24 protein-coding genes, 2 pseudogenes and 1 riboswitch are annotated in these 25,808 nt (G+C 63.5%); of the genes and pseudogenes, 18 read left to right on the forward strand and 8 right to left on the reverse strand.

Going from position 1 to position 25,808, the window contains the following annotated elements:
- Window positions 1-8 precede the first annotated feature (8 nt).
- Window positions 9-197, reverse strand: a pseudogene (locus tag H2O75_RS01535) (phage major capsid protein); the annotation flags it as partial.
- A gap of 61 nt (window positions 198-258) precedes the next feature.
- Here H2O75_RS01535 and H2O75_RS01540 point away from each other — a divergent pair.
- The 5 genes and pseudogenes from H2O75_RS01540 (at window position 259) to H2O75_RS01560 (ending at window position 3,641) form a co-directional block, all read left to right on the forward strand.
- Window positions 259-1,430, forward strand: a protein-coding gene (locus tag H2O75_RS01540; protein WP_182172712.1) for an IS3 family transposase whose coding sequence is annotated in 2 segments (ribosomal slippage) — window positions 259-535 and window positions 535-1,430 — 1,173 coding nt in all. Because the reading frame shifts where the segments join, the coding sequence is not laid out codon by codon here.
- A 42-nt stretch (window positions 1,431-1,472) separates the two neighbouring features.
- Window positions 1,473-1,775, forward strand: a pseudogene (locus H2O75_RS01545) (ATP-binding protein); the annotation flags it as partial.
- 218 nt (window positions 1,776-1,993) lie between these two features.
- Window positions 1,994-2,110: riboswitch (SAM riboswitch) on the forward strand.
- A 16-nt stretch (window positions 2,111-2,126) separates the two neighbouring features.
- A complete protein-coding gene (locus H2O75_RS01550; protein WP_182172715.1) occupies window positions 2,127-2,537 on the forward strand; it encodes a hypothetical protein in 411 nt (136 codons plus the stop codon).
- A 97-nt stretch (window positions 2,538-2,634) separates the two neighbouring features.
- Window positions 2,635-3,171, forward strand: a complete 537-nt coding sequence (locus tag H2O75_RS01555; protein WP_182172718.1) for a hypothetical protein — start codon at window positions 2,635-2,637, stop codon at window positions 3,169-3,171.
- Window positions 3,171-3,641: a DUF421 domain-containing protein gene (locus H2O75_RS01560; protein ID WP_182172721.1), complete on the forward strand. Its 471-nt coding sequence runs from the start codon at window positions 3,171-3,173 to the stop codon at window positions 3,639-3,641. Before H2O75_RS01555 ends, H2O75_RS01560 begins: the two co-directional genes overlap by 1 nt.
- Before the next feature lie 123 nt (window positions 3,642-3,764).
- Here the strand turns inward: H2O75_RS01560 and H2O75_RS01565 are convergent, their stop codons facing one another.
- Window positions 3,765-4,937, reverse strand: a complete 1,173-nt coding sequence (locus tag H2O75_RS01565; protein ID WP_182172724.1) for an alcohol dehydrogenase catalytic domain-containing protein — start codon at window positions 4,935-4,937, stop codon at window positions 3,765-3,767.
- A 42-nt stretch (window positions 4,938-4,979) separates the two neighbouring features.
- Between H2O75_RS01565 and H2O75_RS01570 the strand changes: the two genes are divergently transcribed.
- Genes H2O75_RS01570 through H2O75_RS01580 form a run of 3 tightly spaced genes read left to right on the forward strand, consistent with a single transcriptional unit; the run spans window position 4,980 to window position 8,299 of the window.
- Window positions 4,980-6,050 carry a Cof-type HAD-IIB family hydrolase gene (locus H2O75_RS01570; protein ID WP_259365277.1) on the forward strand — a complete coding sequence of 357 codons (1,071 nt, stop codon included), beginning with the start codon at window positions 4,980-4,982 and terminating at the stop codon, window positions 6,048-6,050.
- A 55-nt stretch (window positions 6,051-6,105) separates the two neighbouring features.
- Window positions 6,106-7,155, forward strand: a complete 1,050-nt coding sequence (locus tag H2O75_RS01575; protein ID WP_182172727.1) for an aldo/keto reductase — start codon at window positions 6,106-6,108, stop codon at window positions 7,153-7,155.
- A gap of 1 nt (window position 7,156) precedes the next feature.
- Entirely contained in the window at window positions 7,157-8,299 is a 1,143-nt protein-coding gene (locus H2O75_RS01580) for a hypothetical protein (RefSeq protein ID WP_182172730.1), read from the forward strand.
- On the opposite strand, the gene H2O75_RS01585 is transcribed toward H2O75_RS01580, so the two are convergent.
- Window positions 8,283-9,500 (reverse strand): winged helix-turn-helix domain-containing protein, encoded by a 1,218-nt coding sequence (locus H2O75_RS01585; protein ID WP_182172733.1) that lies wholly within the window; start codon window positions 9,498-9,500, stop codon window positions 8,283-8,285. The two genes, H2O75_RS01580 and H2O75_RS01585, sit on opposite strands and share 17 nt — an antisense overlap.
- Window positions 9,500-10,321, reverse strand: a complete 822-nt coding sequence (locus H2O75_RS01590) for a trimeric intracellular cation channel family protein (protein ID WP_182172736.1) — start codon at window positions 10,319-10,321, stop codon at window positions 9,500-9,502. The genes H2O75_RS01585 and H2O75_RS01590 overlap by 1 nt, the downstream gene beginning before the upstream one ends.
- Window positions 10,322-10,728: 407 nt before the next feature.
- Here H2O75_RS01590 and H2O75_RS01595 point away from each other — a divergent pair, with 407 nt between their 5' ends.
- The 8 genes from H2O75_RS01595 (at window position 10,729) to H2O75_RS01630 (ending at window position 18,863) form a co-directional block, all read left to right on the forward strand.
- Window positions 10,729-11,793 (forward strand): YeeE/YedE family protein, encoded by a 1,065-nt coding sequence (locus H2O75_RS01595; protein WP_182172739.1) that lies wholly within the window; start codon window positions 10,729-10,731, stop codon window positions 11,791-11,793.
- A 32-nt stretch (window positions 11,794-11,825) separates the two neighbouring features.
- Window positions 11,826-12,125: a sulfurtransferase TusA family protein gene (locus H2O75_RS01600; protein ID WP_182172742.1), complete on the forward strand. Its 300-nt coding sequence runs from the start codon at window positions 11,826-11,828 to the stop codon at window positions 12,123-12,125.
- A 265-nt stretch (window positions 12,126-12,390) separates the two neighbouring features.
- Complete coding sequence (mvk, locus tag H2O75_RS01605) at window positions 12,391-13,470, forward strand: mevalonate kinase (protein ID WP_182172745.1); 1,080 nt, start codon at window positions 12,391-12,393, stop codon at window positions 13,468-13,470.
- On the forward strand, window positions 13,467-14,453 hold the full coding sequence (gene mvaD, locus H2O75_RS01610; protein ID WP_182172748.1) for a diphosphomevalonate decarboxylase: 987 nt from the start codon (window positions 13,467-13,469) through the stop codon (window positions 14,451-14,453). Before mvk ends, mvaD begins: the two co-directional genes overlap by 4 nt.
- A complete protein-coding gene (locus tag H2O75_RS01615; protein WP_259365278.1) occupies window positions 14,450-15,532 on the forward strand; it encodes a phosphomevalonate kinase in 1,083 nt (360 codons plus the stop codon). Before mvaD ends, H2O75_RS01615 begins: the two co-directional genes overlap by 4 nt.
- Window positions 15,529-16,626, forward strand: coding sequence for a type 2 isopentenyl-diphosphate Delta-isomerase (gene fni, locus H2O75_RS01620; protein WP_182172751.1), 1,098 nt, complete (start codon window positions 15,529-15,531; stop codon window positions 16,624-16,626). The genes H2O75_RS01615 and fni overlap by 4 nt, the downstream gene beginning before the upstream one ends.
- Entirely contained in the window at window positions 16,623-17,678 is a 1,056-nt protein-coding gene (locus H2O75_RS01625) for a hydroxymethylglutaryl-coenzyme A reductase family protein (RefSeq protein ID WP_182172754.1), read from the forward strand. Before fni ends, H2O75_RS01625 begins: the two co-directional genes overlap by 4 nt.
- A gap of 36 nt (window positions 17,679-17,714) precedes the next feature.
- Window positions 17,715-18,863, forward strand: a complete 1,149-nt coding sequence (locus H2O75_RS01630) for a hydroxymethylglutaryl-CoA synthase (RefSeq protein ID WP_182172757.1) — start codon at window positions 17,715-17,717, stop codon at window positions 18,861-18,863.
- A 63-nt stretch (window positions 18,864-18,926) separates the two neighbouring features.
- Here H2O75_RS01630 and H2O75_RS01635 read toward each other — a convergent pair whose 3' ends face one another.
- A complete protein-coding gene (locus tag H2O75_RS01635) occupies window positions 18,927-19,889 on the reverse strand; it encodes an NAD-dependent epimerase/dehydratase family protein (RefSeq protein ID WP_182172760.1) in 963 nt (320 codons plus the stop codon).
- A 364-nt stretch (window positions 19,890-20,253) separates the two neighbouring features.
- Between H2O75_RS01635 and H2O75_RS01640 the strand changes: the two genes are divergently transcribed.
- The gene (locus tag H2O75_RS01640; protein ID WP_182172763.1) at window positions 20,254-21,135 is read left to right on the forward strand and encodes an SDR family oxidoreductase; all 882 of its coding nucleotides are present in this window, start codon (window positions 20,254-20,256) and stop codon (window positions 21,133-21,135) included.
- Window positions 21,136-21,217: 82 nt separating this feature from the next.
- Here H2O75_RS01640 and H2O75_RS01645 read toward each other — a convergent pair whose 3' ends face one another.
- The 3 genes from H2O75_RS01645 to H2O75_RS01655 all read right to left on the reverse strand — a co-directional run bounded on the left by H2O75_RS01645 (window position 21,218) and on the right by H2O75_RS01655 (window position 24,473).
- Window positions 21,218-22,417, reverse strand: a complete 1,200-nt coding sequence (locus tag H2O75_RS01645) for an AI-2E family transporter (protein ID WP_182172766.1) — start codon at window positions 22,415-22,417, stop codon at window positions 21,218-21,220.
- A gap of 119 nt (window positions 22,418-22,536) precedes the next feature.
- Window positions 22,537-24,018: a catalase gene (locus H2O75_RS01650; protein WP_220462756.1), complete on the reverse strand. Its 1,482-nt coding sequence runs from the start codon at window positions 24,016-24,018 to the stop codon at window positions 22,537-22,539.
- Between the two features lie 26 nt (window positions 24,019-24,044).
- Window positions 24,045-24,473: a Fur family transcriptional regulator gene (locus tag H2O75_RS01655; protein ID WP_182172769.1), complete on the reverse strand. Its 429-nt coding sequence runs from the start codon at window positions 24,471-24,473 to the stop codon at window positions 24,045-24,047.
- 231 nt (window positions 24,474-24,704) lie between these two features.
- Here H2O75_RS01655 and H2O75_RS01660 point away from each other — a divergent pair, with 231 nt between their 5' ends.
- Window positions 24,705-25,625: a VOC family protein gene (locus tag H2O75_RS01660; protein WP_182172772.1), complete on the forward strand. Its 921-nt coding sequence runs from the start codon at window positions 24,705-24,707 to the stop codon at window positions 25,623-25,625.
- Window positions 25,626-25,808 lie beyond the last annotated feature (183 nt).

Genomic DNA, 25,808 nt, shown 5'->3' on the forward strand with positions numbered 1-25,808 from the left:
GGACTGGGTTATGAACCGGACTTCTGAGTGAGCACCTTGACCGCTTCTGGCAAGATCAACTTGCCGTCAACGCGTTGGGAGGCAAGGAATCCGACCTGCCCGGTGGTGGCGAACAGTTCATTGAGGCGCTTGAATGAACGTCCCTGCCGGTCAGCAACCCAGTAGTACGACAGGTCACCGAACGCTACGGGTCTGCTGAAGGTTTAGTTGAGTCCAAGACTGCTTTGCTCGAGAGAGCGATGCTGGAAGGATGAGATCATGCCGATCAAGTACAGCGAGGAGTTCAAGCGTGACGCTGTCGCGCTGGTGGAGTCCGGTATCGCGCAGAAAACCGTGTGTAGGGACCTCGGGATATCGAGGACCGCGCTGCCGTCCTGGGTGCGGGACGCGAGGTTCAAGGCTCACGGAATGGCGCCCTCGAAGGACCCTGACGAGCAGCGTGAGATGCGGGCTGCCTTGAAGCGGATCCGTGAGCTCGAGATGGAGAACGAGGTCCTCAGGCGCGCGGCAGCGTACCTGTCTCAGGTGCACATCACGCCCCCAAAATAGTGTTCCCGCTCGTCCGTGAGATGGCTGCGGCAGGTGCCCGTGTTCGGGTGCCTGCCGCGGTGGTGTGCCGGGTATTGGGGTTCAGTGAGCAGGCCTATTACCAGTGGTTGAAACAGCCTGTCTCTGCTCGTGAGGTCGAAGAACAGCACTTGATCGGGGTGCTGGGAGAACTGCATATTGATGACCACGAAGGTGGGTATCGGGTTCTCGCTGATGACCTCCACGACCTCGGCTACGAGGTCTCGGAGCGGCGAGTATGGCGGCTGTGCAACATTGCGGGCATCCAGTCGGTCATTGCGACGCGCAAGCGCCGCTACAGGCAGGCTGGTGCGCCAGTAGGGGATGATCTCGTGGAGCGTGATTTCACCGCGAATGGGATTGACGAGAAGTGGTTGACAGACATTACCGAGCATTGGACCGGTGAGGGCAAGCTCTACCTCTGTGCGTTGAAGGACGTGTGTTCGAACCGGATCGTGGGGTATGCGATTGACAAGCGGATGAAGGCGTCATTGGCGGTTCGGGCGCTTGAGAACGCACTCATGCAGCGCGGCTTCCCGCAGGGCGTGATCGTGCATAGCGATAGAGGGAGCCAGTTCCGAAGCCGGAAATTCCAGAAGGCCCTGAATCGGCACGGGCTGCGGGGCTCGATGGGGCGTGTGGGTGCGTGCGGAGATAACGCGGCCATGGAATCATTCTTCTCGCTGCTACAGAAGAATGTCCTCGACCGACGCCCGTGGCGGACCCGGCAGGAGCTGCGCCTCGCGATCGTGGCGTGGATCGAGGGAAAGTATCACCGCAAGCGCAGGCAGCGAAGGCTTGGGAAGCTGACACCGGTCGAATTCGAGGCCATAATGATGGATGTCGTCGGTCTGGCGGCATAAACCCCGGACTCAACCAAACCTTCAGCAGACCCTAACAAAGGCGAACTCCCTAAAGAGCTGCGCCGTATTCGCCGTTTTAAGCTCATCATCATCGACGAGCTCGGCTACCTTCCCATTGAGCCCGAAGCAGCGAATCTGTTCTTCCAGCTCATCTCAGACCGATACGAGCAGTCATCAATCCTGATCACCTCGAACCTCGCTTTCGGTAGCTGGTCAACGATTTTCCACGACGAGACCATCGCCACAGCCATCATCGACCGGCTTGTCCACCATGCTCAAGTACTGACCACGAAAGGAACCTCGTACCGAATCAGACACCGACAAGAACAACAAAATGTAGACTGAAACTGCTCAGTTTTCGATTGCCGGAAGTGCACCAAATTCAATTGCCGCCGACACCAATGCCGTAGGCCGTAGGCCGAGGGGATTTTCTTCTGTATCTACAGACGGAGTCTTCGTATCCCTTCGGTTCTTACAGTGCTTCGTGGTCAGTGAGATCTTCCGCGCCTCTCTCGCGGAACCTTGACCTTTTCTGTCCGCAGTCCCCGCTAGACTCAAACCACAATCAAGAAGTTCGACGTGAAGCCTCTCAGCTTGTCGACTGGCAACCGCTTATCGCTAGCGGTGCCCCTGGGAGAAGATTGGCCCTCGATCAAAAGATCCGAGTGGAAGACAGCGACATTCAAGGGAAATCTCATGACGAACCCGGACTTTTCTTCGGACAACGACGCCCCTCACATCCCCAGCGAGCTCCTCCTGCGCAGCGAATATATCGGCACGTGTGACGACTATTCGCCAGGGCACAAGATGCACTACATTCGCGGCATCAGATCGGCGGGGAGCGATGACTGGGAAGATGCGGAGATCATCGCCACGACTGGGCACCACATCTGTTTCGCCACGGACAGCGGCATCCACTGGAAGTGGAACCACGATCCGCTCTTCCTGTGGAGCCGGGTCAACCTGGCGCTCCACTCATCAGATGTGAAGGTCAGGTGGTCGGACAGCTTCAACATGCTCAAAATCAGTACCGGAGGCAAAGAGGGAGGCCACTGCATCGGTCTCCAAGGCGGCCCGGTCACGCCCTGTAAGTTCCCGAACGGTTGATGACTCGAAGAAACTGTGCCATATGGCTATGATGTAGGCCACCCGCCGACTTATGTTGGTGGGTGGTTCTCGTTCTAGTCAGCATGATGGGGGATGGGTGAAGACTTTAGGAGATCGGCCGCCGGAATCCCTCCTCGAGGACGTCGTCCACGACAGTGATAAGGCGTGGCGGCGGTGGGCACGATCGGGCGTGCTGGCATTCTTCGCGCTTGTCCTCCTTGCCGCTGCCCTCGGGGCTTTTGATCTCGGAACGCAGCGCACCGCGGCTCTCGGAACGGCCGAAGTTGGGGTGGACTATCCAGTGACAACGCGAGCCGGCCTGGACCTCAAGGTGATCGTCAAGGTCTCCGACCGGGATGGATTGCCCGAAACCCTCCGTATCGAGATCGATCAGGAATATCTCGACATGTTCGAAGATCTCCTGCTCGTGCCAGAGCCCAGTGATCAGACGGCACTGCGGGGTGGGATCGTGCGGTTCGAGTATGAGCTTCCCGCGGGCTCCACTCACGCTCGTCTCTCGATCGAGGGACGAGCCTCGGACCGGTGGGAACCCAGCACGAGTGGAACGATCCGGCTCGTCGGCTCTGACGGCTTCGATGTGGGGGTTCCTGTGACGACATGGAGGTTGCCCTGATGGATATCGTTCTCCGCGCTGCCATTGCCTTTGTTGTGCTTTGGCTCCTGACGAAAGCAGCGGGCAGGGCCACGCTTGGGGAGCTCAGCTCCTTCGACCTTCTCCTCTTCATCACCATGGGGGACTTGATCCAGCAGGGGATCACGGGAGAGGACCGCACGCTGACGGGCGGGCTCGTAGCGGTGGCGACATTCGCTCTCCTTGCCGTGACATTCAACCTCGTCGTGTCCAGGTGGTCAAAAGCGAGCAGGCTCCTCGAGGGTCCTCCCATCATCCTCGTCGCCGATGGTCGGGCACGGACGGGGGCGATGCGGCGCCAGCGAGTCTCTGTCGCCGAGATTCTCAGTGCAGGGCGTCAATCCGGGTACGAGAACATGTCGGACATTCGCCTCGCCGTCCTCGAGCAGGATGGGAAGATCTCCTTCTTCCCCTACACGGCCGAGCACGCGCAATCAGCCGATCAGGAATAGCGTCCTTCCATCGCGCGCAGGTTTTGGCTCGCGATAGTCGGCGGATGGTGGGCCCGGTTGATCTTTCCCCTTCCGTTGCCAACCGGGAGCACCCAGGGGAGGGGCGGTTGTCCGCCCATAGCCTCATGATCTGGGGTCGAGAACGACTTTGATGCAGCCGTCTTCCTTCTTCTGGAACGTCTCGTACATGGCAGGAGCCTGCTCGAGAGGCGCCCTGTGGGTGACGAAGTCCTCGAGGCCGAGCGGATCGGACTCATCCTCGACCAGGGGAAGAAGATGATCGACGTGGGCATGGACGTTGGCCTGTCCCATTCTCACCTGGACCTGCTTGTCGAAGAGAGACAGCATGGGGATGGGGTCGGCCTGCCCGCCGTACACGCCGCTCAGCGAGATCGTGCCGCCGCGCCTGACAAGATCGATGGCGCCGTAGAGAGCTCCCAGCCTGTCGAGACCTGCTGTCTCGAAGACCTTCCGTCCCACCGCGTCGGGCAGGAGGCCGACGATGCTGTGGGCGGCTGTGGTGACGGGGGAACCGTGCGCCTCCATGCCCACCGCGTCGATCACGGCGTCAGGGCCCCGGCCTTCCGTGAGATCTCTGATCTGCTCGACAGCGTCCGAGTCGAACGTGGTGATGCCGTGACGCTCTGCCATGGCACGCCGCTCCGGAACGGGATCGATCGCGTACACGGTCGCCCCGAGATGGGCTGCTATCCGCGCCGCGAACTGTCCGATCGGTCCAAGCCCAAACACAGCAAGGGAATCGCCCCGCTGGACGCCCGCGTAGGCCACGCCCTGCCACGCTGTCGGCAGCACATCGCTGAGGAAGAGATAGCGATGGTCTGGGAGATCGGTGCCGACAGTGATAGCCCCGAAGTTCGCGTGGGGAACACGCAAGTATTCGGCCTGACCGCCGGGAACGGAGCCGTAGAGACGTGAATATCCGAAGAGAGCGGCGCCTGACCCGTGTTCGCGCACCTGGGTTGTCTCGCATTGGGTGACGAGTCCGCGCGAACACATCCAGCAGTGCCCGCAGGCGATCGGGAACGGGATGACGACACGGTCGCCTGCCGACAGTTCCGACTCGGAGCCCGCCTCGACGATCATTCCCATCGTCTCGTGGCCCACGATGTCTCCCTTGTCCATGAAGGGCCCCAGCACCTCGTAGAGGTGCAGGTCCGACCCGCAAATCGCCGTTGAGGTGACCTCGATGATGACATCGGTCGGTTCGTCAAGGGTGGGATCGGGAACGGTCTCGACACTCACGTGCCGCTTGCCCTGCCATGTCACAGCTCTCATCTCGTCTCCTTCGGTAGGTGCCCCATCCTTCCAAGGGTCTGTGTGACGCACAAGACATATCGGACATTCGCTGCTATCTTCCGGGCCGTCTCCGCCTTCGATTTCTATTCTGACGATCCGGGTGAAACCCGTGGCCACAGGGGTTGTGGGCGATCCGTGGGCGGTGCTGGCACCCTCGATTCCTCCCCGAAGATTCCCAGCTTGGGAAGGGGCGAGTCCGGGGGTGGGGCCTGGGATGGTGTCGCACGATCGGGGATACTGGTGGGGATGATGGAGAGTGGATTGAAACCAGAGCTGTGGACGACGATTGAACCTGGACAGGACGTGGCGCTCGTTGTGTGCGACATGGACGGGACGCTGCTGGACGGGGAGGGCCGCGTGCCGGACGCCTTCTGGTCTCTCGTCGACACGATGAGCGAGCGGGGGATCATGTTCGCTCCCGCAAGCGGACGCCAATATGCCACCCTGGCCAAGATGTTCGCCGGCCGTGCCTCCATCCGGACATTTATCTCCGAGAACGGCGCCCATGTCGTCCAAGACGGCGAGTCCGTATCGGTCACCCCGGTCGAGAAAGACACCGCCGAGCGTGTCATCCGCCTAGTCCGCGATGTCGACCATCGCGACATCGGCCTTGTCGCGGGAGGCGCGAAGAGCGCATACGTCGAGCGGCGCGATGATCGCTTCACCGAGCAGGTCGAAACCTATAATGCGGCCCTCACGATCGTTGACGATCTGACCGAGGTCGAGGACGATTTCGTCAAACTCGCCACGTTCGACTTCAACGGAGTGGACGACATTGTCGAGGATGTCTTCCCGGGCTCATGGGATGGTCATCAGGTCGTCGTCTCGGGAACCCACTGGGTCGATATCATCTCCGACCAGGCGAACAAGGGCAATGCCCTGCGGGACCTGCAGAAGCATCTCGGCATTTCGCCCTCCCAGACCGTCGTCTTCGGCGACTACCTCAACGACCTGGAGATGCTCGACCAGGCAGACCTGTCGTTCGCGATGGCGAACGCCCACCCCGATGTTCGCGCGGCTGCACGATACGAGGCGCCCGCCAACACCGAGCACGGCGTGGTCAGTGTCCTGGAGCGGCTCCTCAACCTGTAGCGGCCACGCCGCGAAAGGTGGTCCTCCCGCCCCCTCATCATGGGATCATGGTGGAATGAGTCACATTCCCTACGTTCCAGCATCAACCCGTTACGACGAGATCCCCTACCGGCACTGCGGCACATCCGGCCTCCAGCTTCCCGTGATCGCCCTCGGCCTGTGGCACAACTTCGGTGACGACCGGCCCTTCCAGACACAGCGCGATATCGTGCGCCGCGCCTTCGATCGCGGGATCTTCCACTTCGACCTGGCCAACAACTATGGCCCGCCCGCCGGAAGCGCGGAAGAGAACTTTGGGCGGATACTCGCGAAAGACCTGGCCCCCTTCCGGCACGAGATCATCATCTCGACGAAGGCGGGCTGGAACATGTGGGACGGTCCGCACGGCTTCGGCGGATCCCGGAAATACCTCCTCACCTCCCTCGATGAGTCCCTCCAGCGCCTGGGAACCGACCATGTCGACATCTTCTACCACCACCGCCCCGACCCCGACACCCCGGTGGAAGAATCCATGCTCGCCCTCCATCACGCCGTCACATCGGGCAAGGCCCTCTATGCCGGGATCTCCTCCTACTCGGCGGAAGCGACGAAGGAAGCCGCCGCGATCATGCGCGACCTCGGCACACCCCTCGCTATCCACCAGCCCTCCTATTCGATGCTCAACAGATGGATCGAGGAAGGGACGCCGTCCCTGCTCGAGGCCGCCCAGGAAGAGGGCATGGGTGTGATCGGCTTCTCCGCCATGGCGCAGGGAATGCTGACCGACAAATACCTCGGCGGAATCCCGGACGATTCTCGTCTCGCAAGCGGAAAGGTGAACAAGGACTTCTTTACGGACGAAGCACTCGGACACGTGCGTGCCCTCAACGACATCGCGGCAGAGCGCGGCCAGAGCCTGGCACAGATGGCAGTCGCGTGGGTCCTGCGAGACCAGGGTGCCTCCCTCACGACCGCTCTCATCGGAGCCTCGTCCACGAGTCAGATCGACGAAGCCGTCGGTGCGGCACAGAACCTCACGTTCACGCCCGCCGAACTGGCGGCAATCGATGAGCACGCCGTCGATTCCGGCATCAACCAATGGTGGGGCGCGACAGCGTCGCGCTAGCATGACACACCTATCGGAAGGCCCCAGGGGCCGCAGGTTCCTCTACGAGCTCCTCGTCGCAGGAGGCGCCGAGGAACTGTCCCGTGCCGTCTGGGACTTCGAGTGGAGGATCGCGAAAGACGACGGCAGCAGAGCCTATCTCGTCATGGTCGAGGAAACAGAGGCTCCCGCCCCTCGAAGGTTCAAGCTGCCTGCCCTTCCGTGGTTCACACGCGTGAGGATCAAGCATCGTTCGATGCTCTCCCGGAGAAGCACACCCCGGGCCGTCCCGACGTGGAAGGAGAACGTCCCGCCCGGGGACAGCCTCATCACCTCGGCAGGCGTGGCCGACCTTATCCGCGCCGCAACTCCCGACCCGTCCCATGCCAGCCATGCCCTGACGGAGGCGGTCGCCGCCGCCAGATACTGGCAGGAGCCAGACGCGACCGATCTCATCCTCAGCGACCCGGTGATCGTGGCAGCGCTCGCGGAGATCGACGACCGGCCCCTCCTGGAGGCTCTGGAGAAGGATCGCACGGAACCCTTCGCGGTGCTGGGGGGTGACTGGCGGGGGGATGCTGGGACGGTCCTCGAGACGTGGCTGGCGGAGATTACCGCCGCGGTCGAGCGTGCACAGCGGGAACGTCCCGCCGATGTTCGAGCGAACTGGTCCGGCATGTGGCACTCCACTCCGCCCTATCGGCTGCTGAAGAGCCAGGATCGGATGGTTGACGGTGTTCCCACCGGTTTGACGGATGTCGAGGACGGTCCGCCGAGAGACAGGGCCACGGTCCTCTCCGTGCGGGTCAAGGACGACAAGGTGTATGTGGTCGACAGTGCGCAGGCGTGGGTCGCGCTCTGCACTGTCTATCCTCTCGACGTGACGGCGGAAGTACGCCACGACTGGTATCGCGTCACCGGACGAGACGGGACCTGGATCATTCCGAACTGGCGCGATGTGGCACGAGACTGGGATGGTGTCCTCGTCACGCCCCGCGGCTACCTCACGGCGGCCGGCAGGGCCCTCCCCGCAGGCGAACACGCCAGTGTCCTGGCGGGCTGGAACCCGGGCGAGACTTTCTGGCTCCGGGACTGCGATACTGCCGGGCCCGAGGAGTGGCGTCTCCTGGATGATCGATGGGAGCCGGTCAGAGCGCAGCCCTGAGCGCGGGGACAGCATCCCCGGGAGCATCGTCCACAATCGTGATCGTGGACGCCCCCTGCCATCGGGCCAGCCTCTCCAGCTCGGCCGCAAGGACGGCGCCAGCCTCGCGGGCTCCCGGCTCGAACCATGCCCCCATGACCTTGAGCGTCTGGCTCGGCCGATCGAGGGCGAGATCGACCCGTGCAGGGATCGTGCCGTCGTGCAGGAGCGGGAGCGAATAGTAGCCCCTGGTCCTCTTCGCGGCCGGGGTATAGATCCCGATCCGGTAGTCGAGACCAAACAAGGCCAGGGCTCTCTTGCGTTCGAAGATCAGCGGGTCGAAGGGAGACAGCAGAGTCGTCCCCGTGACACTGCGAGGAACGGGGATCGCGGCCCACATGATCGCCCCCGGCAATCCCTCCACGTCCACGCGGCACGCCTTCCCGCAGGCCACGAGATCATCGAGCACAGGGCGAACGTCCGCGAGTTTGAGGCGGAAGAAGTCGGCAATCGTCGCGGGCGTGCCGATGCCCACCTTCTCGAGAGAGATCTCGGTAAGGGCACGTATCGCCTCCTCGCGCGGGGGAGTGGGAGGGAGCCCTGCGGGGAGCACGCGCTCCCGTGCGCCGTAGATGCGGTGGAAGTGCTGGGTGCGCCCGGCACCCGCCACCATGTCAGCATCGAACAGGTTCTCGAGGATCACCTTGACAGCCGTGCGAGACCACTCGAACTCCGTTGACTGGCCGATGAGCTCTGCCTCGGCAGGTGTGAGGTGGCGGGTGTCGAGCCAGGCGCTCACCTCGCGTGCGGTAGCCGTCGTACCCTCGAGAAATCCCATGATCCGTTCCGCCAGGGCCTCCGCACCGGGATGCTCCTCGATGGTGCGCCCTGATGACCAGCGGCGCCGGAACCCCGCGAGGAGACGATGCGTCGTCGGGGGAACATAACAGGCTTCGTGCCCCCACTGTTCGACGATGAGGCGGGGCGGCTGAGAAGCCGCCGCGTCGAGCAGACCGGTGTCGTACGGGCCCAGCCTGGAATAGAGGGGGAGATAGTGGGCTCTGGCCAGGATGTTGACAGAGTCGATCTGCAGCACCCCCATGCCACGCACGGCACTGCCAATGTCAGCTCGTGTCCGGGCCGGCGAGACGCGGTCGAGGCGTTGGGCGCGAATGGCTACCGCGGCCGCCTGGGAGCGGCTGAGACGGCGCGGCCCTGTCATCACGAACGCTCGATGTGGGCAGGTGCGTGAGGATCGTCTGGCGACTGCGGATCATCCGGAGTCTGCGGAGAGGCCGCGGAGACGATGTCGTCACCCGACGGTGCTGAGCGTGAGAGCCGGCCGTACTTCTTCCAGTGGAAGCCGTAGGAGTGGCGGGTCGAGGTGCGCCGAGGGAAGTGCCACAGCTTGTTCCTCTCGAGGCGCGGGGCCTGCTTCTCCTGATAGTCGAAGACGGGAAGGCTGAGCTTGAAATAGATGGCGATGATGCGGAGGGTGAAGACGATGAGGAGGGAGGAGAGGACGGTGATGTCCTCGGAGACTCCGAGCTCGGTGAGGCCGTAGTAGACGATCACGCCGACGGGGACGATAGAGGCGTAGAGCTCCTTGTGGAAGACGAGCGGTATGCGGTTGCAGAGGATATCGCGGAGGATCCCGCCCATGACGCCCGTGATGAGGCCGGACACGAGGGCGATGATGAAGCCGTAGTCCATCTCCAGCGCAATCCGCACGCCGAAGATCGTGAACACGGCCAGGCCGACAGAATCCAGCACGAGAAAGAGGATGCGGAAGTACGTCATGAGGGATGACGTGAGGACAGTGATGATCGCGGCAACGGCGACGATGACCAGATAGTAGGGATGCTCAACCCAGGAGAGCGGGTAATGGCCCAGGAGCATGTCGCGGACAGAGCCGCCGCCGAGGGCGGTCACGCACGCCACCATCGTCACCCCGAACAGGTCCATCTTTTGCCGGCCCGCCGCCAGAGCGCCAGTCATGGCCTCAGCGGTGATACCGATGAGGAAAAGAACGGTGAGGAGCATGCACGATCCTTGCTAGCGCGGAAGAGACCGCTGCCGGTCCCTCTCGATTGTAGGAACGAAACCGCGGCCTTGCCAGAGACGCTAAGCACCCTCCGTCCGATATGAGACGTCCACCTTTGCTCTTGCGCGGTGACGGAAGTTGTTGATAGTTTCACGACATCGCATTTTCGCGATACATCGAACATGAGGACTGATCATGGTGTCTCACCTCCACACGCGCGCAGCTGCTGACGTTACGTCCGCGCGCATGTGTTGTTCGATGATGTGCCGAATGATCTGATCGACCGTTCGCGCTCCCACGGAGCGCTGTCCAGATCATCGGCCCACGCCCCGTGGGCTTACCGTACCCTCGTGGGCTAGCCGCGTCCTGGCAGCGCTCTCCTCTACCCACAACCAGAGAGAGAACTATGCTAATTTCCGGCCTTATCCTCGGCGTCGTCCTAGGATTCATCTTCCAACGGGGACGCTTCTGCGTCACCGGCGCGTTCCGCGACGTGTGGCTGAGCGGATCCACCCGCTGGCTCACGGCCTTCTTCATCGCCATCGCCATCCAGGCCGTTCTCGTGAACGCCATGATCGCGGGCGGACTCATCAACCCCGGTATCCCCACTCTCGCCCTCGGCGCTGTCGTCGGCGGATCCTTCCTCTTCGGCATCGGCATCGTCCTTGCCGGAGGCTGCGCCACCGGAACCTACTACCGGTCCGGGGAGGGCCTCATCGGATCGTGGGTCGCTCTCGCCTTCTACGCCTTCACCGCATCCGCCATGAAGTACGGCATCGGGGCTGATGTCACTGCCAGCCAGCGCAACGAGACGCAGGACGCGACGACGATCCAGGACACTCTCGGCATCTCCGTGTGGGTGCTTGTCGTCGGCTTCGCCCTCATTGTCGCCTCCCTGCTCGTCCGCCAGGCGCGCCGTATCAGCGCACCGCTTGCGACTCTCCCCGCCCAGAAGATCGGGATCGCCCATCTCCTGTTCGAGAAGAAGTGGACCCCGAATGTGACAGCGATCCTCCTCGGCCTGCTCGCGGCCCTGGCCTATCCACTGTCGCAGGCAACGGGACGCAATGCTGGCCTCGGAATCACGACGCCCTCAGCCAACATCGTCCAGTTCTTCACCACCGGCGACACGTCCTACATCGACTGGGGAGTCCTGTTCGTCCTCGGCCTGATTCCCGGTTCCTACATTGCCGCGAAGGCTTCGGGGGAGTTCCGGCTGCGGGCTCCCGATGCTGAGACGACGACGCGTGCGATCGCGGGCGGCACGCTCATGGGTGTCGGCGCTTCTATCGCAGGAGGCTGCACCATCGGCAACGCACTCGTCCAGACGGCGCTCTTCTCCTGGCAGGGCTGGATCGCCCTGCTCTTCACCTTCCTCGGTGTGGGGGCAGGCGTGCGACTGTTCGTCACCTCCCGCCGCCGTCCCGGAGCGGCACCCGTCGAGATCCCGTCCCTCACCGTCGGCTCCTAGCCGTTCGTCTACCGAAAGAAAAGAGAAGAACCATGGGTTTCCTCAACCTCATCACACCCCAGAAGAAGAACGTCGAACCGATTTCCGCACAGCAGCCGGGCCCGTCGAAGAAGTATCTCCTCGACACCCTCGGAGAAGTGTGCCCCTTCCCGCTCATCGAGGCGAAAAGAGCGATCGCACCGCTCAACAGCGGTGACGAGCTGCAGATCGACTTCGACTGCACGCAGGCCACGGACTCGATCCCGGCATGGGCGGCGCAGAACGGACATACCGTGACAGACTTCCGCCAGGTCGATGCCGCGTCATGGACCGTGACAGTGAAGAAGGCGTAGTCATGGCCCAGTCCATCGGGATGCGATAGTGGCGGCCTGTACGAAGCGGGGAGTTCAACTCCCCGCTTCTCGCTGTCACTTCTCCAGGGCGACGGAACGCTGTGAGGTCTCTCTCCTGCGTAGCGCATTACACCCGAGGATGGTGATGCTTCTGGTTGGACTAGGCTAAAGCGTGTAACTTTGAGTAGTTCCACGAAGCTTTAGTTCCGCGATAAAGAAGAGTGAGTCGGTGGGCCCAGGGCCGGCCGGATCACGTGAAGTGAGCATGCACCTATCTGATTCGAACGACACCAACGTCCAGACCCCACCGGAGGCGGAGCCCGCTGCCGGTATTCAGCCGACTCTCGGTCAGCCGCTTCGCGTGCACGGCGGCCTCGGCAGCGCCCACGGCAAGGCAATCCTCATGGGGGAGCATTCTGTCGTCTACGGTGCGCCCGCTGTTGCGCTGCCGCTCCTCGACCTTCAGACGGCAGCCTCTGTCCGGAAGGCCGACCACGGTTCGATCAGCTCCGACCTGTACACGGGCCCCCTTCATGCTGCCCCGCGCGAACTCAAGCCCGTGGTCACAGCGCTGCGGGCCACGGCGGAGCGGGTGGGACTGAACTCGGACAGCTTCGAGATCGTCATCTCCTCGACCGTGCCCCTCGAGCGGGGCTTGGGATCCTCCGCGGCCGTCGCCGCGGCCATGGTTCGCGCCGTCAGCAATGCCGTCGGAGTGGCGCTGACGCCCGAGGAAACGTTCGAGCTCGTCCAGATCGCCGAGAACGTCGCACACGGCACGTCCTCCGGACTCGATGCTCATGCCGTCCGTTCCCTGTCTCCGGTCCGCTTCCAATCCGGCCAACCCACACCCGTCACCGTCGCACGCTCCCTGACATTCGTCATCGCCGACACTGGCACGTCCGGCTCCACGTCCGCCGCCGTCAACGGCGTCCGCATGCTCCGCAAGGTCAACCCCTCCTTCGTCAACGGCATCATCGACACGCTGGCCGGACTGGCGGAGGACACGATCACGGCCCTCGGGGCGGGGGATGCCGCCGCTCTCGGGCAGCACATGAGTGCAGGCCACGAACAGCTCGCGAGGCTGGGTGTGTCCGCTCCGTCCCTCGATGCTCTCGTCACGGCCGCCCGCATGAGCGGAGCGCACGGAGCGAAGCTCACGGGTTCCGGGCTCGGCGGATGCGTTCTCGCGCTCGTCGATGGCGCGGACTCCGCTGATGGCGTTATCGACGCCATGAAGGCCGCGGGGGCAACCCAGGCATGGAAGACTTCTCTTGTCTCATCCCAGATCGCCGATGGTGTCGGCGCGAACGAGCGCGATGCGCTCCCGAAGGAGAATGCGTGACATCGGCAACCGCTCGTGCCTACCCCAACATTGCTCTCGTCAAGTATTGGGGGAAGGCGGATGAGAAGCTGATCGTGCCCGTCGCGGGCTCACTGTCGATGACTCTCGACGACTTCCCGACGACGACAACAGTCACACTCACCGACGGTGGGGACACGTTCAGGCTCAACGAAGTCGACCACGACGGTACGTCAGCGGACCGGGTCACGGTCTTCCTCGACCTCGTCCGGTCCCTGGCGGTCGATGCTGGGCTCGATACCGCCCACCTGTCGGCCCGGGTGGTATCGACCAACGAGGGCCCCACCGCGGCCGGCATGGCCTCATCCGCGTCCGGTTTCGCAGCCCTTGCCGTTGCGGCAGCCTCAGCCTACGGGCTGGATCTCGACACGAGGGAGCTCAGCAGGCTCGCTCGGCGCGGTTCGGGCTCCGCCAGCCGCTCCCTTATCGACCGCTTCGCCGTCTGGCACGCCGGTGATGACGAGAGCTCCTATGCGGAAGCGGTCTCCGCGCCTGACATGGCGATGGTGGCTGTGCCGGTTGCGACCGGCGAGAAGGCCGTATCCTCCCGGCAGGGCATGATCGCCACCGCCGAGACGTCACCCTTCTATCCGGCCTGGATCACGTCCACGCAGGAGACGCTGACCGAGATGATCGCGGCCTGTGAGCGCGGCGATGTCACGACCATCGGTGAGCTGACAGAGAACCATGCGATCCGCATGCATGCCCTCATCGCCTCCTGCCGCCCCTCGATCCGCTACCTCAACCCCACGTCGATCGCCGTGTTCGACGAGATCGCGGCCATGAGGCAGGAGGGTGTCGAGGCCTATGCGACGGCGGATGCTGGCCCGAACGTGTTCGCCCTGACCCGCCCCGAACTCGCACATATCGTGGCGGACCGTCTCGTGGGATTCACGAAGGACAACGAGGCGAAGATCCTCATGCCGGGCCAGGGGGCGCACCTGATCGACGGAGCATCAGCGTGACGATCACGACCCGTGCCCCGGGGAAGCTGTTCATCGCCGGCGAGTACGCGGTCGTTGACCCCGATCATCCGGCCCTCCTCGTCGCGGTCGACAAGTTCATGACAGTCTCCGTGACCGAGTCGGTCGATGTGGGACGAGTGCATTCCTCCGAGTACGGCAATCTCCCCATCGAGTGGCGCCGGGATCCTGAGACGGGGGACGTCGTCGTCGACCATCACCCCTACGACTATGTCACGCGCGCGATCGATGTCATGGAACGCCTGCGGGACGAGCGGGGGATAGCTCCGCGATACTTCAACCTCCACATCGAGTCGGAGCTTGATGATTCCCACGGCCAGAAGTTCGGGCTCGGATCCTCCGCCGCCGTTGTCGTGGCGACCATTGCCGCCATCGACACGTTCTATGATCTCGGGCTGTCTGCCATGGAGCGGTTCAAGATCGCACTGCTGGCCACGATCTCCGTGTCGCCTCGAGCCTCAGGCGGTGATATTGCGGCCTCGACGTTCGGCGGCTGGCTGTCCTACAGCGCCCCGGATCGGGCCGCCCTCCTCACGGCTCTCAGCACGGACACGATCGGTGATGTGATGGTGGGCAGCGGATGGGAGACGCTCCGGATTCGCTCCCTGCCGGCACCGGCGCTGTCCCTGTTGGTGGGATGGACGGGGTCACCGTCCTCGACGGAGGCCCTCGTCGGCTCCGTGACGAAGGCCAGCCCGAGCGACAGCCCCGACTACACGGCTTTCGTCGCCGCCTCGGATCGGATCGTCACGGCGTTGATAGAGGCTCTCGAAGCAGGGGATCCGGCCCTCGTCCAGGACCTGGTGCGGCAAGCCCGCCACAACCTGCTTCTCCTCCAGGCCAGCTCCGGGATCACCATCGAAACCGAGAAGCTCACGTTCCTGTGCGACAGTGCGGAACATTACGGGGGTGCCGCGAAACCGTCAGGTGCGGGCGGAGGCGACTGCGGGATCGTTCTCGCCGACCCGGAGATGGATACGGCGGCGCTGCTCGAGCAGTGGCGTGCCGCAGGGATACGCCCACTCGATCTTCACGTGTACGGGAAAGAGGTGGCCGCATGATTGTCAGCAGCCGTAAAGAAGACCACATTCGTCTCGCAGCCGAGCAGCAGGATCAGCCCGCCTCCTATCGAGGCTTCGACGATATCGAGATCCTGCACCATGCTCTTGCGGGAATAGACCGCGCCCAGGTGGACACGTCCGTGACCGTGGGGCCGTGGACGTGGCGGGCGCCCTTCTACGTGACGGGCATGACCGGCGGCACGGAGACGGCGATGACGATCAACCGGGCGCTGGCGAGAGCCACGGCAGCGACGGGGATACCCATGGCTTCTGGCTCCATCGGAATCGCTCTCGACTACCCGGAGACGAGCCCCAGCTTCACCGTGATCCGGGAGGAGAACCCGGACGGGATCGTGCTGGCCAATATCGGTGCCGGGCGCAGCCTGGACGACGCGAAGCGCGCCGTCGACCTGCTGTCGGCCGATGGTCTCCAGCTTCACCTCAACTCCGTCCAGGAGACGGTCATGCCGGAAGGCTCGCGTGACTTCTCCGCATGGCTTGGCCTCGTCGAACAGATCGCGAGCGGTCTCGACGTTCCCATCATCGTCAAGGAGGTCGGCTTCGGGCTGTCCGCGAAGACGTTGACCGAGCTCAAGAACGCCGGCGTCACGATTGCCGACGTGGCAGGTTCCGGAGGGACGGACTTCGCGAAGATCGAGAACGATCGCCGCTCTGGCGGACACGACGACTACTCCTATCTCAACGGTTTCGGCAGCTCTGCCGTGCAGTGTCTGCTCGATGCTCGACTCGGCCACCATGTCGGCCCGAATGCCGACCCGAACTTCACCGTTCTCGCCTCCGGGGGTGTTCGCCATCCCCTCGACGTGGTCAAGAGCGTGGCGATGGGGGCGCGCGCCGTCGGCGTGGCAGGCACCTTCCTCAAGGTGGCGTTGAGCGAGGGCGCTGATGCGATGACGGAGGTTTTGGAGATCTGGATGGAGAGGGTGGGCCAGCTGCAGGCGATGATGGGTGCCGCCACCCCGGGCGCTTTGGAATACACTGACATTCTTGTTCGAGGCCGTTCCCGGGAGTTCGCCGATCTGCGCGGACTCGACGTGAGGGCCCTTGCGAGGCGGAGCCAGGAGGCATCATGAGCAAGTCGACCTATTCGGAGACGACCTATACGGCGATCCCGACCCGCTGGGTCGGGCCGATCCGGTTCTCCGGCAATGCCGTCACCGGGGAGATCGATGTCCCTCTCGCAACCTACGAGACACCCCTGTGGCCCTCGGTCGGCCGCGGGGCCAAAGTGTCTCGCCTGGTCGAGGGCGGGATCGTGGCCACGGTTGTGGGCGAACGGATGACGCGGTCCGTGCTGTTCACGGCCACCGGTGCCTCCGCCGCTCATCGTGCCAGCACGATCATCTCCTCCCGGTTCGATGACCTCCAGGCCGTCGTATCCCGCGGCTCCCGGTTCGCCACGCTCGTCGAGATCCATCCCGAGATCGTCGGATCGCTCCTGTTCGTCCGCTTCGCGTTCACCACGGGGGACGCGTCCGGACACAACATGGTGACAGCGGCGTCGGATGCTCTCATGGCAGAGATCCTCTCCTGGGATCTGGGGCTCGGCTACGGCTCGATCTCCGGAAACTTCTGCACCGACAAGAAAGCCACCGGCATCAACGGCGCCCTCGGCCGGGGAAAGAACGTCCAGGCGGACATTCTCATCCCCCACGACATCGTCCACGGCACGCTCAAGACGTCAGCTGAGAAGGTGGCCGAGCTTGTTGTCCGCAAGAACTATGTGGGGTCGACGATCGCGGGCGCCCTCCGGTCGGCGAATGCTCACTTCGCGAACATGCTCCTCGCGTTCTACCTGGCCACGGGCCAGGACGCCGCGAATATCGTCGAAGGTTCCCAGGGCTTCACCTACGCAGAGAACCGTCCCGAGGGACTGTACTTCGCCTGCTCCCTGCCCCACCTGATCGTGGGGACTGTCGGCAACGGCAAACACCTCGATCACGTCGAGGAGGCCATGGTGCGCCTCGGCCTGCGTGAGGACCGTGCGCCGGGTGAGAACAGCCGCCGCCTCGCGGCACTGATCGCAGGCACGGTGCTCTGCGGCGAACTGTCCCTGCTGGCAGCACAGACAAACCCTGGCGAGCTCATGGCCGCCCACGTGTCCCTTGAGCGGGGCACCGACTAAACCAGCTCCACGAGGAGCCCGATCGAAGGAGACGTCGTGAACATTGGAATCCACGACCTGGATGTAGCCACCACGCATTTCGTGCTCGACCTGGACGAGATGGCGGAAGCTCTCGGCATCGACCCCGCGAAGTACGAGAAGGGCCTGGGCCAGGACGAGTTCTCGGTCCCTGCCCCCGACGAGGACATCGTGACCATGGCCGCGACAGCCGCGTCGCGCCTGCTCTCCCGGCACGACGCGTCGAAGATCCGCATGGTCCTGTTCGCGACCGAGTCGAGCATCGACCAGTCGAAGGCCGCGGGCGTGTTCGTGCACGGACTCCTCGGCCTGCCCCAGGCTGTGCGCACGGTCGAGTTCAAGCAGGCCTGCTACTCGGGCACGGCCGCCCTCCAGACCGCTGTCAACCACGTGGCCCGCTACCCGGAGGACCAGGTCCTCGTCATCGCGTCCGACGTGGCGCGATATGCGGTCGATTCCGGGGGTGAACCGACCCAGGGCGCCGGTGCGGTCGCGATGCTCATCTCCGCCGACCCCAACCTTGTCGTCATCGAGCCGGGCTCGGGCGTGTTCACGGCGGACGTCAACGACTTCTGGCGCCCCAACGATTCCTCGACCCCGTACGTGGAAGGAAAGCTGTCCCTCGACGCGTACATGAATGCGGCAACAGGCTCGTGGGATGATCTCGTGGCCCGCCGCGGCCTCGACATCACCGACATCGATCGATTCCTCCACCATCAGCCCTTCACGAAGATGGCACGGAAGGCGCATGCTCGTCTCGGCGAACACGTCGGTGCCGATCTCGGCCCCGAGCTGATCGAGGAATCGATGACGTACAACCGCCGCATCGGCAACTCGTACACGGCGTCCCTGTTCTTCGGTCTCGCCGCCCAGCTTCACGGCAACCCGGATCTTGCGGGCAAGCGCCTCGGACTGTTCTCGTACGGCTCAGGCTCTGTCGCCGAGTTCTTCACCGGCATCGTCCAAGACGGCTACACGGACCACATCCATCCGGAGACCGTGCGGGAGGCTCTCGACAGCAGGGTTCCCCTCACCTTCGCCCAGTACCGGGAGCTGCACGCCTCCTACATCGGTGCCTCCGACAATGTCGAGGTGCCGGCCGTGACGGCAGCACCGTTCCGCTTCACCGGCATCACCGACCACGTCCGCCACTACGAGGCGCGCTGACCGGTTCGAGGTGAGGATCGTGGCCGAGACTGAGTGTCGCGGCGGTCGAGGCTGTGGAGAAGGTCAGGGCTGAGAACCCGGAGTGATATGGCCCAGCTCGGCCAGGACGGCGAGTTCCTCAGCCCGGGTCAGTCCGCCCGCGGGCCCGCCCGCATGATGCCAGGGGAGAGTATCGCGTGCGGTCACGGCCAGCGGGCGGGTGCGCAATCCTGCACTCTCGGACGGTCGATGATCGCGCGCCATAAGCCCCGCCATCTCCGCCACCGGTATCCACAGCGGGATGGCGCGGTCTCCGGCCCAGAACGAGACCTCGTGGCGGGAGAGCTCTGCCGCGCTGAGCCAGACGGGGGTGGGATGAGCGATGGTCGAGAGCTCGATGAGGAACTCGTCACGCGTCACGGCGGGACCGACCGCATCGAATGTCCCGGTGATCGTGCTCCCCGCGAGAACAACACACCAGTCGGCCAGATCCCGAACATCGATCCACTGCACCCATTCATCCGGTTCCCCCGGCGCGATATAGGGCATACCATCGGCTGATGCCTGGTCGATCCGGGCGGGCCAATACGTGAAACGGCCGGTCGGATCACCCGGGCCGATGATGAGTCCGGGACGCACGATGACGTGGTTCGATGCCCTGACGAGGTTCTCGCAGGCAACCTTGAGCCTGCCGTAGTCACCGCTCGTCGCGGGCTCGCAGACTGGAGTCGTCTCGGGAGTGCCCGCGGGTTCCGTCACGACGGGGTATACGCTGATCGTCGAGATGTAGATCCACCGTGCGTCAGGGAACTGGCCGAGGGCACGGGCGACATGGTCAGGATTCGTCGCCACGTCGATCACCACATCGGGTGTGGGAATCTCGAGCGTGGTTCCCTCGTCTCGATCCCAGCGCACGAAGACCGCGCCCTCCGGCGGGGTACCGCTGACGCCGCGCGCAGCGCACGTGACATCGTGTCCTGTCCGCAGGAAGGATCGTGCCGTCTCGCGGGAGAGGAAGCCCGTCCCGCCAAGGATGAGTACCTTCATGTCGATATGGGTGTGTCCCGGACGTATGTGCCCGGGACACCCATTAGTTCTTTAGTCCTCGCGGTCTGCTTCAGCCTCGGAGGTGGTCTCGCCCTCTTCGGGCTCCTCCTGGGACGCTACCTTCTCGAGGTCGACGTCCTCTTGCTTGGCGTGCTTTCCACCCATGTGTCCTCCTTCTTCGACGGCGGTGCCGTCATGCTGTATCGGACAACGGTAAGCCCATCGCGGCCCGGTCACAAGTGCAGGCGGGCTGCGTCGCGTTCTTTCACGGACAGCGTAGTCGCGCGGAAAATGGACATGACAGGTTTCGTGCCAGACGTGACCTCTATAGGGTGGGTCACACAACCGACGAAAGAAGGTAGCCATGGCATTGAACGATCCGAGAACATATTTTCCAAAAGTTGATCCGCCGAAACAGATCCAGGAACACCCCGGCCTCGATCGGGACCTCGAACCGCAGGCCGATATCGGTCTCGAGACCTATGTGGGCCACGGCCGTCTCGAAGGCCGCAAGGCCCTCATCACCGGCGGTGATTCCGGCATCGGGGCAGCCGTCGCGATCGCCTACGCACGTGAGGGCGCTGACGTGGCGATCTCCTATCTCCCCGAGGAACAGGTTGACGCCGATCGTGTGATCGCCGCGATTGAAGCGGCCGGCAGGAAGGCGCTTGCACTGCCCGGCGACCTCATGGAACTCGAGCAGTGCCAGCATATCGTCGACGAGACGGTCGCGGCGTTCGGCGGGCTCGATATCCTTGTCAACAATGCGAGCCGGCAGATCTGGCACGACGGCATCGAAGAGATCTCCGACGAAGATTTCGACCTGACGATGAAGTCGAATATCTACAGCTCGTACCGCGTGACGAAGGCGGCCCTCAAGCACATGGTGGCCGGCTCCTCGATCATCTTCACCTCCTCCATCCAGGCCTATCAGCCCTCCGACGTCCTCCTCGACTACGCGATGACGAAGGCGGCGATGAACAACCTGTCGAAGGGTCTCGCGGAGCAGCTCGCCCCGAAGGGCATCCGGGTCAACTCCGTGATCCCGGGGCCGATATGGACGCCGCTGCAGCCGAGCCACGGGCAGCCGCAGGAGAAGGTCACAACCTTCGGACAGGACACGCCGCTCGGACGCGCGGGCCATCCTGTCGAACTCGCAGGGGCCTACGTCTTCCTCGCCTCCGACGAGGCCTCCTACATCGCTGGGGAATCTCTCGGCGTGACAGGCGGGCGAATCACGCCCTAGACGGGAACGGGCGAATCACGCCCTAGACGGGAAACAATCCAGCATCGAGTGGCGGCAATGCGCCGCCACTCGCATGTTCCTCTCACGACTCGAGGAGTTCCTCCCTGTCCACCGCTGGCAGCTCTGTGCGCGGCGGATCCTGGCGGCGCAGCACCTTGTAGACGGCCCAGATGACGGAGAGGATGGGGATGGAGATGATTGCCCCGAGAAGGCCGGCGAGATAGGTTCCGGCCGCGACCCCGAGAGCAATGACAAGGGGATGGAGGGACACCTGCTTGCCCATGATCAGCGGCTGGAAGAGGTCTCCTTCGAGCTGGCCGATGAGGGCGATGCCGAGGAGGACGACGAGGGCGATGATGGGGCCGTTCGCCGCGAAGGCGACGATCGTTGCGACAATCATGGCGGCTGGGGCTCCGAAGAGCGGGATAAACGTGCCGATGACGACGAGGACGGCCAGGGGAGCGGCGAGCGGGACGCCGAGGACGAGCAGGAGCAGGAATGCGAGGACTCCGTTGATGAGGGCGATGATGATCGTTCCCCTCGCATACCCCGAGAACGCGATCCAGCCCGCCATGGCGGCGCGATGAGTGATGTCGCGGCGGCGTTCGGGAAGTTCGTTGAGGAACCACAGCCACATCTGGGCCCCGGACATGAGGAAGAAGATCGTGGCGAGAAAAGCGATCGACAGGATCATGATGAGGACGCCGATCGTGCCGGCACTCGACATGATGGTGGACGAGATCTGGCCCGTGTTCTCCTGCAGCCATTCGATCCCGCTGTCGACAGTGTCCGATACCCACTGGTTGGCCTCCTCCGCAGTGACGCTCCACGGCAGGGAGTTGTTCTCGAGCAGGTCAAGGATCGAATCGAGACCTGTTGAGAACTCGGATGCGAGATTGTCCCATTCGCCGCGAACCGAGACGACGACGAAGGTGAGAAGGCCCCCGACGATGCCGAAGAGAAGAAGGAGAGAGGCGATCATCGCGACCACGCGCGGCACCCACCGGTCGAGGAAGTCCGTCATGGGGCGCAGGACGGAGGTCGCGACGAGGGCGAGGAAGATCGTGACAAAGATGAAGGAAACTGTCGCGGTCGCGAAGACGATCACCCAGACGATGATGAGGATCCCGATGAGATACCAGGAACCCATCCCCATCTTGGCGAGGAGGGGCGGGACCCCGCTATCCGCACCGGGAAGAGTGCTCCTGGGGGGCGGCTGGCTGGGCTCGGCAGGGCTGGCGGGGTTCGGTCGGTTCTCGGGTCGTCTCGAGAAGAGTGGCATGAATGGCCTCCTTCCCGCCATCATAACCAGTTGGCAGGCCACCCGCCTCGGGGAATGTCCCGAGGGCGGTGGGCCAGCCCGGACTGGCCCACCGCGCCTAGCGGTGCGTCTCGGTGGGTTTAGCCGCCGATCGGATCCCCGCCGGGTACCTGATCGCCGATGCTCCGGCGGTAGGCTTCCTCGATACGGTCACCGACTTCCTGGTCGATGTTCCTCCAGTACTGGAAGACGCGCGAGAGCACGGGCTCTCGAACATCGGGGAGGAGCGAACCGGTGACGGTCTCGATGAGTCGCTCACGCTCCTCTTCCGAATAGACGTCGCGAACGAGCGTATGCGCCTGGCTGAAGTCATCATCCTCGGCATGGAGGGAATAGGCCGCCCGGACGAGCGTCCCATCCGCCTCCCAGCCGTTCTCGACAGGACCCTGGGCGTCCTGGTAGCCGCGACCGTACGAGTTCGGCGCATACACCGGGGCGCTACCCGTGTGGTGGTACTGCATGTGCCCCTCCTTGGCGTAGGAGTTCACGGGCGTGACGGGGGCGTTGACCGGCAGCTGGTTGTAGTTGGTGCCGATACGGGCACGCTGCGCGTCAGGATAGGAGAAGACGCGGCCGAGCAGCATCTTGTCCGGTGACAGGCCGGTACCGGGAACGGTGTTGGCCGGGGAGAACGCCGCCTGCTCGATCTGCGCGAAATGGTTCGTCGGGTTCTCATTCAGCGTGAAGCGGCCGACCCGGTGCAACGGGTAGTCCTTCTTCGAGATCGTCTTCGTCAGATCGAACGGATTGAAGCGGTACGTTTTCGCATCCTCGTAGGGCATGATCTGAACCGACAGCGTCCACGACGGGAAGTCGCCGCGTTCGATGGCATCGAACAGGTCGCGGCGATGAACGTCGGCATCCGTGCCCGCCAGCTTCCCAGCCTCCTCATTCGACATGTTCTCCACACCCTGGTCGGAATGGAAATGGTAGACGACCCAGAACTTCTCACCGGCCTCGTTGACCCACATGTAGGTGTGAGAGGAGTAGCCGTTCATGTGACGCCACGTGCGGGGCAGGCCGCGGTCCCCCATAAGATAGGCAACCTGGTGGGCGGACTCGGGTGACTTCGTCCAGAAATCCCACTGCATGTTGCCCGAGCGTAAGCCCGAGTCGGGCAGTCGCTTCTGGGAATGGATGAAGTCGGGGAACTTCATCGGATCACGCACGAAGAACACCGGGGTATTGTTGCCCACCATGTCGAAGTTGCCCTCCTCGGTGTAGAACTTCAGCGAGAAGCCGCGAACATCGCGCCACGAATCCGGCGAACCAAGCTCGCCGGCAACCGTCGAGAAACGGGCAAGCACTCGGGTTGTCGTGCCCTTCTGGAGGAAATGAGCCTTCGTGTAGGCCGAGACATCCTCGAGCACCTCGAAGACGCCGAAAGCGCCGGAGCCTTTCGCGTGCGGATTGCGCTCGGGGACGCGCTCGCGGTTGAAGTGGGCAAGCTTCTCCACGAGGGCAACATCGTGCAGGAGGAGCGGCCCGTCTGCTCCAACGCTGAGCGAATGGGAATCAGATTCCCGGGGCGCGCCAGATTCTGTGGTGGATGGGTGGTTCACGTTCAGTCATCTCTTTCGGGTATGCGTTAGCTATCACTGGCATCCCGACAGGCCGGGCAGAGACCCATGAACAGAACCTCTGCAACCCCGATATCGAAACCGAGATGCTCCTCGGGTTCGAGGCACGGGGCCTCTCCCTTCACGCACGGCACGTTCTCGATCCGACCGCAGTTCGTGCACACCATGTGATGATGGTTGTCGTGCGTGTGGATCTCGAAACGAGCCTTGCGGCTGTCGATGGCGATTCTGCGGACGAGCCCCTTCTCGGTCAGCGCATGCAGCACGTCGTAGACGGCCTGCGTTGACACCGATCCGAGACGGCCTCGTACTTCCTGGGCGATGAATTCAGCATCGGAATGCTGGTGATCATCGACCACGGCGAGCGTTGCTAGCCGAGGAGCCGTGACGCGCAGGCCCGCCGAACGGAGGGCGCTGACGTATCTGTCGGAAGCCATAGCTTCACACTACCTTCTAAACTGGAATAGTTCTAATAAACGACAAACTGTAGATACTTGAGTGTTGAACGTGTCTCGAGTTCAGTGTAATGACGGGCGGGGTTCCGTGGGGAGGCGGTCCGGAACTCTCCATGGTCGGCACCACTCCCGCAGTGGTTGCGCTTTCAACTACTAGCCCATAGAATCTAGTTGAAACCGAAATCAACTATTGTGTGTTCCTGGGGGACGATCATGGCAGCGAATGAAACGATCGACGAGCGCGTCATCAGCGCGAAAGCGGGCATGGATGCCGTCACCCTCCGGGTCGGCGACCTCGAGCTCATGTCGTCCTACTACGAGAATGCACTTGCGCTGACGCCGATCGAGGAGAAGGCGCGCGGCACGGAAGTTCATCGCGTGCTCGGCCGCGCGAGCGTCCCCCTCGTCAAACTCGTATCGACTCCCGGCCTGCCCGGCGTTGACCCTCGCCAGGCCGGCCTGTTCCACACCGCCTTCCTCTTCGATACGCGAAGCGCACTTGCCGCGACTGTTTATCGGGCTGCTCAGGATGGTCGGGGCCAGTATGTCGGCTCCGGCGATCACCTCGTGTCTGAGGCCTTCTACTTCACCGATCCCGAAGGCAATGGAATCGAGCTCTACGTCGACCGGCCCCGCAGCGAGTGGACGTGGAGGAGCGGCCAGGTCGAGATGGCGACCCTGTACCTCGACCCGAATCGGTTCCTCCAGACCCACCTCGATCAGGATGCCCTCGACTCCGCGCCGACCACCTCCGGCATCGTCGGACACGTCCACCTCCAGGTCGGCGACATCGCCACGGCCCGCGACTTCTACGTCGATGCGATCGGCTTCGAGGCCACGTCCGCCCTCGGAGGGCAGGCGCTCTTCGCCTCTGCCGGGGGATATCACCATCACGTCGCGATGAATACGTGGAACAGTCTCGGCGCCGGGCCGCGGGCTGCGAGCCTTGGCCTCGGCAACGTGGCGATCACCGTGCCGGGCCGAGACGATCTCGATGCTCTCGTTGCTCGTCTCAAGCGCAAGAGCCTCTCGTTCTCGGACGGTGGAACCTCTGTCGTGACGCGCGACCCCTGGAATACTCAGGTGAGCGTCTCCCTCCCCGGTGTCACCGCCGACGAACTTCTTCTCGGATAGGCCGGCACCTTGACACGCCCCGCTGTATTTAATCTGGCGGGGCTCTGCTGTCCCGTCTCCTCGGTGGATAGAGCGTCTGCGTCTTCTGAGAAAAGGTGCGGGGATGCTTGGGTGATGGTGCGATCGCGTGTAGGTCGAGCTGGTGACTGCCGTGAAACCGTGATGTGACGGGCTTCTCTCTGG

It is taken from the genome of Flaviflexus equikiangi (genome assembly GCF_014069875.1).
Classification (GTDB): Bacteria; Actinomycetota; Actinomycetes; order Actinomycetales; family Actinomycetaceae; genus Flaviflexus; species Flaviflexus equikiangi.